This window comes from Dickeya ananatis (genome assembly GCF_019464615.1).
Lineage (GTDB): Bacteria > Pseudomonadota > Gammaproteobacteria > Enterobacterales > Enterobacteriaceae > Dickeya > Dickeya oryzae.
In genome coordinates this window covers 2,134,583-2,149,505 of record NZ_CP040816.1, presented here as the reverse complement: position 1 = coordinate 2,149,505, position 14,923 = coordinate 2,134,583, and the positions used below count along the sequence as shown (strand labels likewise).

The 14,923-nt window shown below is 56.2% G+C and carries 21 protein-coding genes; 19 read left to right on the top strand and 2 right to left on the bottom strand.

From position 1 onward, the window contains the following. The first annotated feature begins 91 nt into the window (after window positions 1-91). From FGI04_RS09455 to FGI04_RS09410, 10 genes are all read left to right on the top strand, one after another. A complete protein-coding gene (locus FGI04_RS09455) occupies window positions 92-301 on the top strand; it encodes a phage filamentation protein Fil family protein (protein WP_071526193.1) in 210 nt (69 codons plus the stop codon). Between the two features lie 4 nt (window positions 302-305). After that, the gene (locus tag FGI04_RS09450; protein WP_016940948.1) at window positions 306-647 is read left to right on the top strand and encodes a DUF5347 family protein; all 342 of its coding nucleotides are present in this window, start codon (window positions 306-308) and stop codon (window positions 645-647) included. A 64-nt stretch (window positions 648-711) separates the two neighbouring features. Then, complete coding sequence (locus FGI04_RS09445) at window positions 712-942, top strand: DUF2732 family protein (protein ID WP_407336630.1); 231 nt, start codon at window positions 712-714, stop codon at window positions 940-942. Next, complete coding sequence (locus FGI04_RS09440) at window positions 942-1,169, top strand: TraR/DksA family transcriptional regulator (protein WP_407336629.1); 228 nt, start codon at window positions 942-944, stop codon at window positions 1,167-1,169. The genes FGI04_RS09445 and FGI04_RS09440 overlap by 1 nt, the downstream gene beginning before the upstream one ends. Further along, on the top strand, window positions 1,166-1,759 hold the full coding sequence (locus tag FGI04_RS09435; RefSeq protein ID WP_407336628.1) for a 3'-5' exonuclease: 594 nt from the start codon (window positions 1,166-1,168) through the stop codon (window positions 1,757-1,759). The genes FGI04_RS09440 and FGI04_RS09435 overlap by 4 nt, the downstream gene beginning before the upstream one ends. Next, window positions 1,756-2,598 (top strand): DNA adenine methylase, encoded by an 843-nt coding sequence (locus tag FGI04_RS09430; protein WP_407336627.1) that lies wholly within the window; start codon window positions 1,756-1,758, stop codon window positions 2,596-2,598. Before FGI04_RS09435 ends, FGI04_RS09430 begins: the two co-directional genes overlap by 4 nt. Further along, the gene (locus FGI04_RS09425; protein ID WP_407336626.1) at window positions 2,591-2,893 is read left to right on the top strand and encodes an ASCH domain-containing protein; all 303 of its coding nucleotides are present in this window, start codon (window positions 2,591-2,593) and stop codon (window positions 2,891-2,893) included. Before FGI04_RS09430 ends, FGI04_RS09425 begins: the two co-directional genes overlap by 8 nt. Continuing rightward, on the top strand, window positions 2,893-5,439 hold the full coding sequence (locus tag FGI04_RS09420) for a replication endonuclease (protein WP_407339889.1): 2,547 nt from the start codon (window positions 2,893-2,895) through the stop codon (window positions 5,437-5,439). The genes FGI04_RS09425 and FGI04_RS09420 overlap by 1 nt, the downstream gene beginning before the upstream one ends. A gap of 244 nt (window positions 5,440-5,683) precedes the next feature. Next, on the top strand, window positions 5,684-5,854 hold the full coding sequence (locus tag FGI04_RS09415) for a ClpX C4-type zinc finger protein (RefSeq protein WP_407337404.1): 171 nt from the start codon (window positions 5,684-5,686) through the stop codon (window positions 5,852-5,854). Next, window positions 5,854-6,543, top strand: a complete 690-nt coding sequence (locus FGI04_RS09410; protein ID WP_407336625.1) for a DNA adenine methylase — start codon at window positions 5,854-5,856, stop codon at window positions 6,541-6,543. The genes FGI04_RS09415 and FGI04_RS09410 overlap by 1 nt, the downstream gene beginning before the upstream one ends. A gap of 438 nt (window positions 6,544-6,981) precedes the next feature. Here FGI04_RS09410 and FGI04_RS09405 read toward each other — a convergent pair whose 3' ends face one another. Further along, complete coding sequence (locus tag FGI04_RS09405) at window positions 6,982-8,034, bottom strand: phage portal protein (RefSeq protein WP_407336624.1); 1,053 nt, start codon at window positions 8,032-8,034, stop codon at window positions 6,982-6,984. Beyond that, on the bottom strand, window positions 8,034-9,761 hold the full coding sequence (locus tag FGI04_RS09400; RefSeq protein ID WP_407336623.1) for a terminase large subunit domain-containing protein: 1,728 nt from the start codon (window positions 9,759-9,761) through the stop codon (window positions 8,034-8,036). Before FGI04_RS09400 ends, FGI04_RS09405 begins: the two co-directional genes overlap by 1 nt. 158 nt (window positions 9,762-9,919) lie before the next feature. On the opposite strand from FGI04_RS09400, the gene FGI04_RS09395 reads away from it, so the two are divergent. The 9 genes from FGI04_RS09395 to lysC all read left to right on the top strand — a co-directional run bounded on the left by FGI04_RS09395 (window position 9,920) and on the right by lysC (window position 14,914). Next, complete coding sequence (locus FGI04_RS09395; protein WP_407336622.1) at window positions 9,920-10,759, top strand: GPO family capsid scaffolding protein; 840 nt, start codon at window positions 9,920-9,922, stop codon at window positions 10,757-10,759. A 25-nt stretch (window positions 10,760-10,784) separates the two neighbouring features. Then, window positions 10,785-11,840 (top strand): phage major capsid protein, P2 family, encoded by a 1,056-nt coding sequence (locus tag FGI04_RS09390; protein ID WP_407339891.1) that lies wholly within the window; start codon window positions 10,785-10,787, stop codon window positions 11,838-11,840. 43 nt (window positions 11,841-11,883) lie between these two features. After that, on the top strand, window positions 11,884-12,762 hold the full coding sequence (gene gpM / locus FGI04_RS09385) for a phage terminase small subunit (protein WP_407336619.1): 879 nt from the start codon (window positions 11,884-11,886) through the stop codon (window positions 12,760-12,762). A 98-nt stretch (window positions 12,763-12,860) separates the two neighbouring features. Beyond that, complete coding sequence (locus FGI04_RS09380) at window positions 12,861-13,352, top strand: head completion/stabilization protein (protein WP_350312942.1); 492 nt, start codon at window positions 12,861-12,863, stop codon at window positions 13,350-13,352. After that, window positions 13,352-13,552, top strand: coding sequence for a tail protein X (locus tag FGI04_RS09375; RefSeq protein WP_019843877.1), 201 nt, complete (start codon window positions 13,352-13,354; stop codon window positions 13,550-13,552). The genes FGI04_RS09380 and FGI04_RS09375 overlap by 1 nt, the downstream gene beginning before the upstream one ends. After that, a complete protein-coding gene (locus FGI04_RS09370; RefSeq protein WP_016940962.1) occupies window positions 13,543-13,845 on the top strand; it encodes an HP1 family phage holin in 303 nt (100 codons plus the stop codon). Before FGI04_RS09375 ends, FGI04_RS09370 begins: the two co-directional genes overlap by 10 nt. After that, the gene (locus FGI04_RS09365; RefSeq protein ID WP_407336617.1) at window positions 13,829-14,374 is read left to right on the top strand and encodes a lysozyme; all 546 of its coding nucleotides are present in this window, start codon (window positions 13,829-13,831) and stop codon (window positions 14,372-14,374) included. Before FGI04_RS09370 ends, FGI04_RS09365 begins: the two co-directional genes overlap by 17 nt. After that, on the top strand, window positions 14,371-14,808 hold the full coding sequence (locus FGI04_RS09360) for a DUF2570 family protein (protein WP_407336616.1): 438 nt from the start codon (window positions 14,371-14,373) through the stop codon (window positions 14,806-14,808). The genes FGI04_RS09365 and FGI04_RS09360 overlap by 4 nt, the downstream gene beginning before the upstream one ends. Beyond that, on the top strand, window positions 14,711-14,914 hold the full coding sequence (gene lysC / locus FGI04_RS09355) for an Rz1-like lysis system protein LysC (protein WP_434964888.1): 204 nt from the start codon (window positions 14,711-14,713) through the stop codon (window positions 14,912-14,914). The genes FGI04_RS09360 and lysC overlap by 98 nt, the downstream gene beginning before the upstream one ends. Window positions 14,915-14,923: the final 9 nt, after the last annotated feature.

The window sequence follows — 14,923 nt, the reverse complement described above, 5'->3', positions numbered from 1 at the left end:
GTTAGTCAGGCTGGGCAGTCTTACGGTTTATTTGATGCACTGACATTAGCCACCGGTTATATCGATAACCTTTACACAGCGAGGCGATAATATGATTTCCATAGCTCGTCTATTAACTTCTCAGTCACCATCACCAGTAATCCCTAATCAGGGTAAAGGCTGGCTGGAACTGCCAAACGGCCAGCGCGTTAAGCCGTCCGTTAATCAGGTCTATTTCGCACCCTGGAGCCAAAAGCCCTACATGCCAGCACCTAAGCAAAAGCGCCGCTGGTTTTCTCGCCTCATGGGTATTGCGGCGTAGCGTCATGGCTAATACCGAACCCGCTCGCGCCATTCCGCTGAGTATCGCGGAAAGAACAGACGGGCTAAACCACATAGCCATGCTGCGAGGGAAACACTTCAAGACAAACAGTGAGAAAGAAATGTGCCGCTTTATTGATGATATGCGGGACAAGATTGATGACGATTACCATAAGAATATGCGCGTACTGTCGGCAATATTTGAATTAGCGGATATTGATAAGGAGCGGCATCACCTGAAATTTAATGAACTGACAACTGACGAAAAAGAAAGGCTGATTAAAGCAATGAATAAGCTCCGCGCAGTTGTGAGTTTATTCCCCAAAAACTTAATTCTTCCACTGTAATAAAAAAACCAATTTTAGGCGTAAACCCGCCGGGCTTTCTATTACCTAAAAAAAGGAAACCACAATGAAAAATGCCGAAGTAAAAACCATGACTGTCGCCAATGATGGCGCATTGGTCGATCTGCTGAAAAAGGCCCGATTGGAGGAACGCAAAGACCAGCATTTTTCCTTCTCACTGCGCCTTGCTGCGCTGGCTGTCCGCGCTCAACAACGCGACCTTTCCGCCGCCGAAGTGGTGGAACTGATACGCCAGGAATCAGAACGTTTTGAGCACTCCGCTCAGGGGTTGAGCTGATGGACTCAATGGACATGGCTCAGGAACGCGAAGCGTTCATTCGTGAAACGCAAATCCAGCAGGCCCGGCAACAGTCGGGCTGTGCCGCTTCTGCATTCGTCTGTGAAAGCTGTGACGCCCCTATCCCGGAAGCCCGCCGCGTGGCCGTTCCGGGTGTGCGTCTGTGCGTGTATTGCCAGGGCGATGCTGAATTGAAAAACAAGCACTATAGGGGGACTGCGGTATGAAAAACGTAATGATTGATTTAGAGACGCTGGGAAAAAATAAAAATGCACCGATCGCGTCCATCGGGGCGGTATTTTTTGATCCAGCAACCGGCGAATTGGGCGAGAAATTTTATTGCCGCGTCGATTTTGAAAATGACATGAAAAACGGCGCCATCCCAGACGGTGACACCATTAAGTGGTGGCTGAAACAGTCGTCAGACGCACGCGCAGAATTAGTCAGTGATGATGCTATTCACCTTTGGGATGCTGTGAATGGTTTTGGCGATTGGCTTACAGACAATGCTGATGACCTTAATAAAGTAAAAGTGTGGGCCAATTCACCGTCATTTGACTGCGTTATTTTGTCTGCGGCGTTTGCAAGAGCGGAAACAGATATTCCGTGGAATTTTTGGAATGAGCGGGACGTCCGGACAATTAAAGCGATTGGCCTATCCATCATGGATATGGGGCGCTTTCTCGGTACTGCGGAAATCATCGGAATTAAACATAACGCACTGAATGATGCTATTAATCAGGCGAAAATGGTATCTGCTGTCTGGCAGAAAATTCACTCAGCTATTCACGTTCTTGATGTCGGGGGTGTCCAATGATCCGCCCGTTCATCAAATGGGCGGGCGGGAAAACCCGCGTACTGCCCGAATTGCTCCCGCACTTGCCGAAAGGTGATCGCTTGTTTGAGCCTTTTGTCGGCGGCGCTTCGGTATTCCTGAATACCGATTATCCCCATTATGTACTGGCTGATATAAACGCTGATCTGATTAATACGTATGAGATGGTCAGGGAACACACCGAAACATTTATCAGGGTGGCAAAAGAATTATTCGAAAATGGGAATAGCAAGGCCGCGTTTTATCGTAACCGCGATACGTTCAACGCCATATCAGACGACGAACACCTGCTAAAAGCCGCGTTATTCCTGTATCTAAATCGTCATTGCTTTAACGGTATTTGCCGGTACAACAACGCTGGTTTTTTTAACGTCCCGTTTGGGGACTATAAAAAACCGTACTTCCCGGAAGCCGAGATCAGGCTTTTCGCGGAGAAAGCTAACGACACAAAAGCGTGTTTTGTCGTGGCTGATTTTCGCAAAACCCTGACAATTAAAGCGATAAACGAAAGCAGCGTTATCTATTGTGATCCGCCGTATCTGCCCATCAGCGATACAGCCAATTTCACGCAATACCACCATGCAGCATTTACTCACGAACAGCACCGCCAATTAGCTAAGTACCTGCTGTGCATCCGTTACGAAACTGACGCCGCAGTCGTTATCTCAAATAGCGACACCCCCGCCACGCGTGAAATTTACCAGCACTATCAATTCCATGAAATAAACGTGAATCGTTCGCTGAGCGCTGCCGCGACATCGCGGAGAAAGGCCGGGGAATTGATTGGTGTGCTGAATACAAGGAGGTTGCGCCATGCGTAAAAACCCTGTCGCTATTCTGCAGCTCGCGGTGATGGGGGAGTATTTCGCCGCAATGAAGGCTGGGCTAAAGCACTTTGAATACCGGTTGGACAATGCCTACTGGCGGCGTCGGCTCACTGGTCGGGATTATGAGCAACTGGTGATTACATGGGGCTATCCGGCTCGTTCTGATATGTCACGCCGCCTGATCCTGCCCTGGCTTGGCTATGAAATGCAGACGATTACACACCCGCATTTTGGCGACAAACCGGTAAACGTGTTTGCAATACGGATAGGTGACGGGGTTTGTGAGTGATGCCTGAACAGTGGGCCTATCCCTGGAATGCTCCACGCCCGGCGATCTCCGCACCGTCGGGCGTGGCTGATCTTCGATCTCCTCTATTCGTTACCGATGCTGAACCGCATCCCACCGTCACACGTTATCTGAGCCGGATGGTTAAACACGCTCTGTCCGCGCCAGGTGATGACCGGAATCTTAATCAAGCCGTAGCACAGTTGGAGCACCAGGAGCCGAACGGCACCCAGTTGCTTATCCGTCGCGGTCTGGCGGAAATAGTACGCTGGGATCATCAGAAAACGCTAAGTGACTGGATGAAAACACCGGAAGGCGTGGAAGCCCGCTTGCACGAACAACCGTTTTTTATCCGTGACGTTTACCGCCAAAAAATTGAATGGCTACGCGCAAACCGCGAGCCGCGACACATCAGCGCCTTTTTCATGGGAACCGTGAAAAAAGCCCTGCTGCGTCTGGATGCTGTGCGCGCGCAGCAAGGTGTGCGTGGTGGTTTTACATCGGAACTGGCGGCCTATTGGGGGCCGCGTTGGGCGCATCTGGCCGGGTTTACCAAGCATGAGGTGATCAATGCCGCGCATACTCTTGCGGCCGCCGTCGCCGAAATGTTTGAAACCGAGTGCGGCCACACATCGCCGGCCGGCATGACCGACGATGAAATTCAGTGGTTGTATCGCCATCTGGGGCGCGAACTGCTGGCATTACGTGTAACACCACCGTGCTGGGGGCTGGTCATCGGTGATGAACAAGCCCGGCACCGCATCTATTCCGCCATTTTACGCATTACTTCACCTGAATGGTGGGGGCGGAAACTGTGGCGACTGCGTTGTGAATGGCGGGAAAATCAATTTCGCGCCATCGGCGTTGTCCACAAAAAACGTATGCCGTATGTCAGCCTTGATGCCCTCAACCTGTGGCAAGAGCAGCGCCGCAAGAATCGCGCCTTTTTCCAGACACATGAACTGGTTGATGAAGATGGCAACATCGCATCACTGGAAAACATGGTGTATGGCAGCATCAGTAATCCGGCTATCCGCCGCCATGAGCTGATGACCCGCATGGCAGGCGTTGAAATGGTGGCAATAGCGCGGGGCGATGAAGGTGTTTTCCTCACTATCACCTGCCCGTCGCGTTACCACGCTAACATACAGAACGGTCATCAAAATCCTAAATGGGATCATGCTTCTCCCCGTCAGGGGCAGCGGTATTTGTGCCGCACCTGGGCGCGCGCCATGTCTGCGTTGAATCGTCGCGGTTTGCGCCCTTATGGCTTTCGCGTTGCCGAGCCGCACCACGATGCTACCCCGCACTGGCATGTGTTGCTGTTTATGCCACCAGCCGACAGAAAGGCCATCACCGATATCTTGCGTGAGTATTTTATTGCTGAAGACCGGGCGGAGCTGGGGCGCAACACCGGCGCACGATTCAAGGCGAAAAAGCTCGATCCAAGAAAAGGCAGCGCTACGGCTTACGTGGCGAAGTACATCAGTAAAAATATCGACGGTTACGCGCTGGATGGCGAGCTTGATAACGAAACCGGCAAGCCATTACGCGAAACGGCAAAGTTTGCGATGGCCTGGGCATCACAGCATAACATCCGGCAGTTTCAGCCGTTTGGTCTGCCGCCGGTAACGGTATGGCGTGAACTGCGTCGCCTGGCGAACCAGCTTACAGCAGCCCAGAAAGAAAACGGCACGTTTAAACGCGGGGCCGCGCAGCTTGCTGACCCGGCAATGGATGCCGTATTGGCATCGGCCGACGCCGGTTGTTTTGCCTCGTACATCGAAAAGCAAGGCGGCGTGTTGATCCCACGCGAGCGCTACACCGTGCGCATTGCCTATGAAGACGCTGACGAACAAAACACCTACGGCGAGACACCGGAAAAAATCTTTGGTGTTTTCTCCCCGCGTTTGGGCGAGCTATCCCGCATTTGCACCCGTCTCGTTAAGTGGAAAATCCGCAAGAAGCAGTCCGCTGACGATGGTGCCAGCATTGGCACCGGGAGTGGTTTGGCCGTTACGTCGCCAACCGGCGACGCTTGGAGTTCTGTCAATAACTCTACGGGCGATGAAAAAACATCCATTCCAACATGTATAGACGGGGATGACTATGGTAGTTGTGAACTGCCAGATGGAGAGCCTAGCGATACATCCGCTCAAACCTTCGCCGACTTCGAGCGCATGACAGACCCGGAACGCCGGGCGCTGCTGTCCAGGTTGCGAACTCAACCGCCGGATCGGCGGAATAACCAACACTCGTCCACTACTCAACAGAACAAATCGGCTGAAAAACAGGTGGTTGGCAAACTGCCGGACGAGTGGCGTGCCAGTATTGCCGATTTCGCCCGCTCAATCGGCTGGGATATCAACACCGGTGAGTTGCAGCGACTTGCGGCAGGCAATGCGATCACATTTGCCGATCATTGCTATGTCGCCAGTACTGATGGTTGCCTGTACCGCACGCAGACGAGAAAGCAAAAAGAAACGGAATATCAGGATAAAGCAACGGCATTGCTGCAACGCATCGCCGTGTTACGTGATGTTTCATAGTCATAACCGGCTGTGCTGGCCAGAGTCAAAGCGGCTGCGCTGCAGTACAGATAAAAACATCTATGTGGTACCACAAGGGGGAGTTATGGCAATGCCAGCAGGTAAAGAAGTACCTAAGTACACAATTAAAGAACTGAAATTAATGGGCGTTTCATCGCGATTACAGTCCATCATGATCAATGAAAATTTAACACCAGGTGAGCTTGTGGGGTGCGCTGAGTCTGTTAGGAATGGCTATCAAGCTTTGCAGCGTGAAGGGGTAACCGCTGTTGATGGTGAATTACGGTGCTCATTCTGTAATGTCCCGAAGGCCGAAGCTAAAAGGATCATAGTCGGGCTGGGGAATGTATGTATCTGTGATAAGTGCATTTGGCTTTGCGTCGGAATAATAAAACCAGATGCGGAGGCAAAGTAATGGGCTATTTGGGGAGTAAGGCGGCGTCTGGTGCATATCAGAAAATCATTGCGGCGATGCCGCCGCATGACACATATATTGAGACTCACCTGGGCAGTGGTGCCGTGATGTTGCGTAAACCGTCGGCATTGCGGAACGTCGGGATAGATATTGACGATGAGGTGTTGAGAAATTTCTCTATCGGTCATTCTATCGGGGCGGGCTGGTTGCAACACGTTGCTCTGATCGATGCTGACGCCGTGGAGTATCTACGCGAGTTTGATTTTACTAACGCCGGTCGGGTGTTGATTTATGCCGATCCGCCGTATTTGCCTGAAACCAGAACCAGCAACGCAAGATATAGGTGTGAGTATACGGTAGGTCAACATAGAGAGCTGATCGCTGTGCTGCGCAGTGTGCCAGCCAGTGTCATGATCTCTGGCTATCCTTCGGCACTGTACGATGAGTTGCTTGGGGATTGGCGTTCAATCACGTTTCAGGTGATGACACGCGGTGGGCCGCGTACCGAGCAACTTTGGATGAACTATCCAGAAGGGGCGGCATACGATGCCACATTTGCAGGTGAAAACTATATTGATCGACAGCGCATTAAGCGGAAAGCGGAACGGTGGAAATCTAAGTATGCGGCGTTACCACCTGCTGAAAGGCTGGCGATCATGACAGCACTAAGTGAAATAGACTCTATTTAAACCTGCTTCGGCAGGTTTTTCTTGCCACAAATGCGCCGCACAAACCTGCACAATTTTGCACAACTTTTTTGATGCTATTTTTCCCCTTTCCGCCCGGTACGCACGCGCACCGGGTCGGTTTCTGCACTTGCACAAAAAATGAAGCGAGAGTCGCGCGCAGGTGACGGGGGAACAGCCCCCGCGATGGGGGGGGGGGAGGTGGGGATCCCCTTTGATGTACCGAATCCGGCCCATTTCCTGCCCTGCTGCGTGTGTATTTCCCTCCAGGAGACGCGGCGCGTCATCCGGTGAGAGCGCCCGACAGCGCGGCGCTGAGACGGTTTTATACGGGCGGGGAATGGTGGCGTTAGCCGTTGAACTGAAAAGAGATTGTGCGCGGGTGATGTGAAAGTTTTTGAATAAAAACCGCCGCGTGAGTGCGGCGGCGGTGGCGGGATATCACTCGGCTTTCAACAAGGCATAAGGATTAAAGCGGATCACCTCCATCCCTAGCCAGTCATTCACATGCTTCAGCGCTTCCATCACTGGCATCAGTTCGTTGATAGCGAACACCCGTGCGGCTTTCTCCACATCGCCAAAGGAGCCGTTGCCTTCCGGCATAGCGCCCATCAGTTGCGGCGGTACGCGGTGCGCTGCCAGAATGTCATCACGCGTTACCGATTTGATATTCAGGAATTCATCTTTGGCAGATATCTGGCTGAAGGGAATAATCTGCACTCCTTTTTCACCGCCGCCCGGTGCATGTAACAGCAGGTTTTTAAACGCGCCTTTGCCGCGTGCTTCCTTCAGCGTTTTCTTCACGCTCTCCATACTTTCGTTATCCACCTGCGATGCACCGATATAGATAATGCACCCGGCGTGCGAACCGTTGTCATAGTAGAGTTTGCGGAACATATCGGCGGAGTGCGACAGGCTGGCCGACAGCAGCGCGCCCATGTACTCCGGCATACCGTAGATCTCCTGGTGAATATCCGGGTTGATGACGTGGCACACGCTATCGGTATCAAACGTGTGTTCATCTTTCCACTGCCGGATAAACCAATAGGTATTCAGATCGCTGCCGCGCCGGGTGTACTTGGCCGGAACGTGACGCAGGGCCAGCACGCCGCCCAGCCGGTTGACCCGGCGTTCAAGATAACCGTTGCCGAAAACAAACCAGTCGAGCACGAAGGCGGAGAACGCCTGACGCGACAATAACGGGTGCGGGATAAAACACCCGGTCAGCGCATTGCGTTTGAAGTACAGCGCCGACTGGTGCCACGACGCACTGCCAAACGCGCGGGCCAGCCCGTACCAGTCCACCGGGGTGTCGTAGTAACGGCCATTATCGGCGCAATACATGTTATCCAGCAGGTCGTGGCCGTCTCTGACCGGATAGGGGCCGTCAAAGGTAAAAGCGCTCAGCCCCGGATCGCTTTTCAGAGCGGCGGCCATATCCGGCTGACCAGCCGTCATTGCCGGACGGGCGCCGGGTTTATCTTTTCTTTTCATCAGAACTCCATCGCAAAGCCACCGCCGCCCTGCTCCTGGCCGAGCGGTTCATTGATGACGGCCAGCATGGTTGCCCAGGCCAGATCGCCATGATTAGAGCCGCGTGCGCGGTCGGTGTCGTAAGTCATGATGCCGCCCGGCGTCTTGACGCGCCGCACGGCGTTGAACGCATTGATCAGCGCCTGCTCGCTGCGGTCGTATTCCCAGCGACCGGCACGAATGACCTGAAGCATTTTCAGCACTAAGGCGCGTTTGGATGACACCGACATCAGGAAGCACACCGCCGCCGGGAAGAATTTCTTCACAATCTGGTAGACTGCTTCGCCAATGCCGGTGCCATCAATAGCGATATGCAACACGTTGTATTTGAAGGTTAGTGCCTCGATCACTTTCGCCTGTTCTTCGAACTCCAGACCACGTATCTGCTGGGTTTCGATGGTGCGGAACTTGCCGCCGGCCACCAGCGGCGGTACCACCACCGAGATCGCCCCGCTGTCGCCGTTGCCGCTGCTGCCGTTGGCGTCATACCCAATCCAGACGCCGCGATCGGCCATCGGGCGTGACGCGAAGGGCTTCCAGTCCGGCCACTCGTCGTAACCATCGGCACCGCAGCTAAATAACAGGTTGAGATTAAAGGCCGATTCACCGTCGCGGACGAACTCACAGCCGTACAGGTTGTTGTATTCATCCGGGCTGTTTTCGTCGCGGATTTCCTCCAGGTCGGTGTATTCCCAGCCGTGATCGATAACGTCCTGTAGCGTCACAATCTGACGCCAGGTTTTATCCGGGCATAACAGGCCGCTATTGAGCGCTTTCCATGACACATCAAACGCGACCTTTTGCGCCTTGCTGCGCTTCTCATTCCAGCGTGCGCCCGTCCAGAACGGGTACGCTTCATGGGTTTCGCTCGACGGAGTGGAAAAGTAGGTGCGCGTCAGCCCCTTCAGTGTTGCCATCGCCCCGGCTACCTTGCGCAGGTTGGCAAAGTTACTGACCCAGAAAAATTCATCAAAATACAGGTTGCCGGTGTAGGACTGCGCCGTCGCGGCCGACGTCCCCAGAAAATGCAGCTCGGCCCCGTTGCTCAGGACTATCTTGTCACCACCCTTTAGCTCAACGTCCACCTCCTCCGCCACCTTCTGGATAAAACCCCGGAACTGGTGCGCCTGACGGCGTGAGGCGGACAGAAAGATCTGGTGGCGCTGGTAAGGGTAAGCCACGTCATCACGCAACGCCCGCAATAACGCTTCACGGGCAAAGTACCAGGTGGCGCCAATCTGACGGGACTTCAGGAGCATCCGGTTGCGTTGATCCTGCTGGGCATGCCAGCCGTTTTGATGCCAGGCCAGCGAGTCGAGAATCTTCGTTCGCAACGCGGCAATCTGTTCTTCGGTGAAATGGTTTTTCACCTTGCGCTTACGGAGTTTCTTGCCGCCTGCGGTATTGGCCGGCTGGCCGTCGTTCAGCGTTTTCAACTGCCGGGTCAGCGCGTCCATTTCCTTCAGGTCGCCGCCGGTTTTGGTCGGTTTCTGGGCTAACTGGCACAGCCGCGCATCGATAGAATGCGTCACGCGCTGGATAGGCGGCGTTTCGTCCCATTCATCCCGCTTTTTCCAGGCGTACACCGTGTTTTGATTAATTCCCATCAGGCGCGAAATTTCCGCTGGCGGGTAGCCCTGCCAGTAAAGCTGTTTTGCTCGCTGCCGTACAAATGCGTCCTGAATCATGCGCGGTGTCCCCCTTTGCCGGGAAGATTACCCCGCGCGCGATCCGCCTTTCGCTCACTTTCGGCTCTGGCCCTCCGCCGACAACAAAACCGCGTTGAGACAGGGAGTTAGGCTCTGCAATCATGGCGTCACAGACACCACAGGACAGGACTACAGGCATGAGCGGCACAGCCAAACCGACCCGCAAAAAATTCCGGGTTGCCGTCTCCGGTTCCACCGTTGACGGGCGTGAAATCGGACGCGACCAAATCTATGCAATGGCGGAAAGCTACAACCCGCAGGTATACGGCGCCCGCGTTAACGTAGAGCACATTCTTTCGCCCTATCCGGGCAGTGATTTTGGCGCGATGGGCGATGTGGAAGCGCTGAGCGCGGAAGACATTACCGACGGCCCGCTGAAAGGCCGTGCCGCGTTGTATGCGGAAATCGAACCCACCGAGCGGATGAAACAGCTCACCGGCGAAGGGAAAAAGATTTATTCCAGTATCGAAATCGATCCGCAGTTTGCCGCGACCGGCAGGCCGTATCTGCGCGGTCTGGCGATGACGGATACCCCGGCCAGCCTGGGCACCGATCGCCTGAAATTCACTGCACAGCAACGGGCACAGGTGCAGGCATTCAACAATCTGCCCGGTGAGCCGGTCATGTTTACCGAAGCGATGGAAGCGGAGCTGGTCGAACTGTCCGAACAGCGCAGCGACGAGGGTAAACAGTGGTTTTCCCGCGTGATGGGGATTATCGGCAAAGGCCGCAAGTCAGACGGTGAACAGTTTTCCCAGGTACGCGAAGCGGTGGAGAACGTCGCCCAGTCCCATGCTGACCTGCTGGACAGTTTCAACACGCTGAAAACCCAACAGCAGCAGGACAGCCGCACTATCCAGACGCTGTCCAGCGAGCTGGCCGCGCTCACGCAGAAGCTGGCGACGCAGGATAACAGCTACAGCCAGCGTCCGCCGGCCAGTGGCGGCAACAGCGGCGCGCAACTGGCTGACTTTTAAGTACCGTTAAGCGAGACAAGCGAACATGGAAAACTCTACCCGTAATCTTTATAACCAATACATTTCCCGCCAGGCGCAGCTTAACGGGGTGCAGCCGAATGACGTGGCGATGACCTTCAGCGTCGAACCGGCTGCCCAGCAGCGCATGGAGCAAGCCGCGCAGGAAAGCGATGAATTCCTGAAACAAATTAACGTGTTTGGCGTGAAAGCCCAGGAAGGCCAGAAGATCCTGATCGGCAGCAAGGGGCCGATCGCCAGTACCAACAACAGCAGCGACGGCACGTCCCGCCGTAACCCGACCGACAACCATTCCAAAGAGCCGAACACCTACCACTGCCGCAAGGTGAATTATGACTCGGCGATCAGTTACCCGCAGTTGGATGCCTGGGCGACGCAGCCGAACTTTCAGGCGCTGATCAGTCAGGCGAATGCACAGCAAATCGGCCTCGACCGCATCATGATTGGTTTCAACGGCACCGCCTATGCCGAGAAATCCAACCGTAGCGCCAATCCGTTGTTGCAGGATTGCGGCGTCGGCTGGTTGCAAAAAACTCGCAACGATGCAGCGCACCGCATTATCAAAAACGTCACGCTGACCGCCCGCGACGAAGACAACAAGATTATTGCCAAAGGCACCTACGGCAACCTCGACACCGCTGTGTTTGATGCCAAAAACAGCCTGCTGGATCCGTGGCACCGCAAGGCGCCGGATTTGGTGGTGATCATGGCGTCCGACCTGCTGACGTCCAGCAATTTCCCGCGCCTCAATGCGCTGAGCCAGAGCAACCCCAATACCGAGTTGCTGGCCGGTCAGTTGATTGTCAGTCAGGAGCGTGTGGGCGGCCTGCCGACCTTTCTGGCACCGTACTTCCCGTCCAATGCGGTGCTGATCACCTCGTTCAAAAACCTGTCGGTTTACTACCAACTGGGGGCGCTGCGCCGCAGCATCGCTGAAGAGCCGGAGTACAACCGGATAGCCACCTACCAGTCGTCCAACGATGACTTTGTGGTGGAAGACTACGGCAAGGTGGCCTTGATCGACGGCATTCAGTTTGCGCAGGCCGCAGGCGACGGCCAGTAACAGCCCGGCGGGGTAACACTCCGCCCCAACCGGAGAACACACCATGCTGACACCGGCACAACGACATTTTCAGCGGGTCATGGCCGAACGCCGGGGCCAGGCGGACACCGAAACGGAGGTGTCACGCACGGCCCATGAGCAAATCCTTCACCGCCTGCGCCTGCATCAGGCCACGCTGAAACAGGTGCAATCTGCCGCCACCAAAGCGGAGATGAAAAAAACCATGCTGCCGGAATACGACGGCTGGATTGATGGCACGCTGGAAGGCGACAGCGGACGACAGGATGAGGTGATCGTCACCCTGATGGTGTGGGCGATCGACTGTCAGGATAGCGCGCTAGCGCTGAAGCTGGGCCACTACGTCATCGGTCACGATCTGGTGCTGCCCGACCGCTTCAACCGGGACGCTGCCACGCTGTTTGCCGAGGAGATGAGCAACCCGGTACTGACACTGGCCGCCACCGACAACCGCGCTGACCTGAGCGGTTACACCGCCGTGCTGGATGAAGTGGCCGCGATTGTGGACGGCAAAGACATGCCGGACGAAGTGCGCGCCAAGCTGTGCAAAGCCCGTGCCTTCTCACGCCGTGCGGCGGTGGATGCGCCAACCAAAGGCGAGGCGCTGAAACTGTTCCGGGAAGCGATGGCCCGCAATCCGAACGCGGGGGTGAAACGGGATATCGCCACGCTGACGCGGGAGTTGAAAAAGCTCATGCCGGCCAGCAGTGACGAACCGGAAGAAAGCGCGCCCGGCGACGATGAAGCAGCCACTGAGCCGCCTGCCGGAGAGACGACGCCGGCGACCCCGACCGATGCCGCGCAGCCAGCAGCAAGGCAAACTGCCGTGCGTAACACCACTGCGCGGAAAACCACACGGACGACGGGCAAAAGTAAAGCCGCCCGTCAGTCTGCCAAACGTTAACGACTTCGGCCCCGTCCGACAGGCGGCGCGCCGGGTGATCTGCCCGTATACGGTCTTTTTGCCCGGTGCCCACCGCCTGACTTTTGGGAGAGTTGAGCATGAGCCTGGTAGCGCCAAAACGTGTCAGCGACAGCGGCGACGTGCCGGAGATTGACGACGGCGCGGCTGCGGTCAGCGCTGGGGATTTCTGGCCGGTGATCGTCCTGCGCGATCTGCGCCTGGCCGCCCGCATCACCGGCGGTATCACCACCACCCGCCTGATGCACGTCACCACTGAAGCGGTGGTGCATGTGACTGACCAGCTGGCGAGCTGGCAGCAGACACAACAGGCCGCCGGATATGCCGCACTGGCGGACGTCCCGGCCGGACAGGTCAACGGCGAAAGCATCAAGGTGTACCGCTTCAAGCGTGCGGTTTATGCCATCGCCCGCGCCTTGCTGCTGGAGGGATACCGCGATGTGGATACCACGGCCAAAGGCGACAAGGCAACGGACACTTTTGACAGCCAGCGTGACGATTTGTGGCGTGATGCGCGCTGGAGCATCGCCGATATACGCGGCGCCCAGCGCCTTTTTGCGGAGTTGTGCTGATGGTGGTCCGGGCGCTTCAGGGCGATACGGTGGACTTGCTCTGTTATCGCCATTACGGCACATCCGCCGGCGTCACCGAGCAGGTGATCGCCGCCAATCCGGGGTTAAGCCGCCAGATGTTTCTGACGGCCGGGCAGGCTATCACGCTGCCTGATATTCCCCGTCAGACAGAACAGGAAACGGTGCAGTTATGGGATTAAACGATCTTCAGCGCCTCAATGATGGGGTGACCTATGGCCTGTCCGTGATGGTGACCGGCATCGGGGTGATGACCGTCAGTGAAAAAGTCGCGCTGGCGGGCCTGGTCATCGGTGTTGTCACCGCATGGCGCGCCTGGTTGTTCCGGCGTCGTATTGAGCGCGCACAACGACGCCGCAATGAACTGATTGAGCAGATTTTACAGCAGTCCGAGCGCCGCACGCTGAATACGTCGGAGCGCCGTGCGGTGGCCATTTTGCATCAGGGTGACGTTGACGATGAAAACCGCGATTAAACGCTGTTCGATTGCGCTGATCGTGGCGCTCGGCGTCACGCTGTCCCCCGGCACACTGCGCACGTCGCCGGAAGCACAGCAGAAAACGGCCAGTTGGGAAGACTGCCGGGCGTCGCCGTATTACTGCCCCGCCGGCGTGCTGACGGTGGGCATTGGCTCTACCGGCAACGTGCAAAACCGGCCATACAGCAATGACGAGATCGCCCGCCGCTGGGTCAACGACATGCAGCGGGCAGAGAACTGCGTCAACGGCAATTTTAACGGCGCCGCCATGCCGCAATCGGCGTTTGAAGCCATGACCGACACGGCGTTTAACCTCGGTTGCAGCGGCCTGATGTGGTTTACCAACCGACAGGGCAGCAAGCAGCGCACCACCATCTGGAAACACGCGCAGGCGCAGGAATGGCCCGCGATGTGTGAGCGGCTGACCGATTTTGTCAACAGCGGCGGCCAGCGCTCAACCGGGCTGGTCAATCGGCGCAGCGACTTTAAAGCCTGGTGCCTGCGCGATCTGGCGGGTACGCCATGAAGCTGACCGCCACCCTTGCCGTGCTGCTGGTACTGGCCGTCAGTGGCGTGCTCTGGCAAACCTACCAGCGCGGCATCGACCGGGCACATACCGAGGCACTGACCGACAGCGCCCAACAACAGCGCGAGCTATTAAACGAAGTCCGGGCACTGGCTGACGATGCAAGAAACGTGCTGGCGCAGGTGCGCGAGCGTGAGCAACAGCGTTATGCCGAAGGGGAAGAACGCCGTGAAAAGATGCGTGAGGGGATGCAGCCCGATACGTGCGCTAACACTGTGGTGCCTGTTGCTGTCAGCGACAGCCTGCAAAAACGCGCCGCCGTCGTCCAGCGTGCAGATACTGCACGACCCGGTACCGCCCAGCCTGACGGCACCCACACCGACGCCCGTACTGAAAACACCGGTGACCTGGGGCGCGGTCGCGCTCTGGAGTGATCAGCTTTTGGATGCGCTGGACACCTGCAATGCAGACAAGGCCGCCATCAACGATTTATACCTGCGTCGCCTTCAGCGCCTGAAGGACGCCGCCACCACACCATAGGGGAATGCT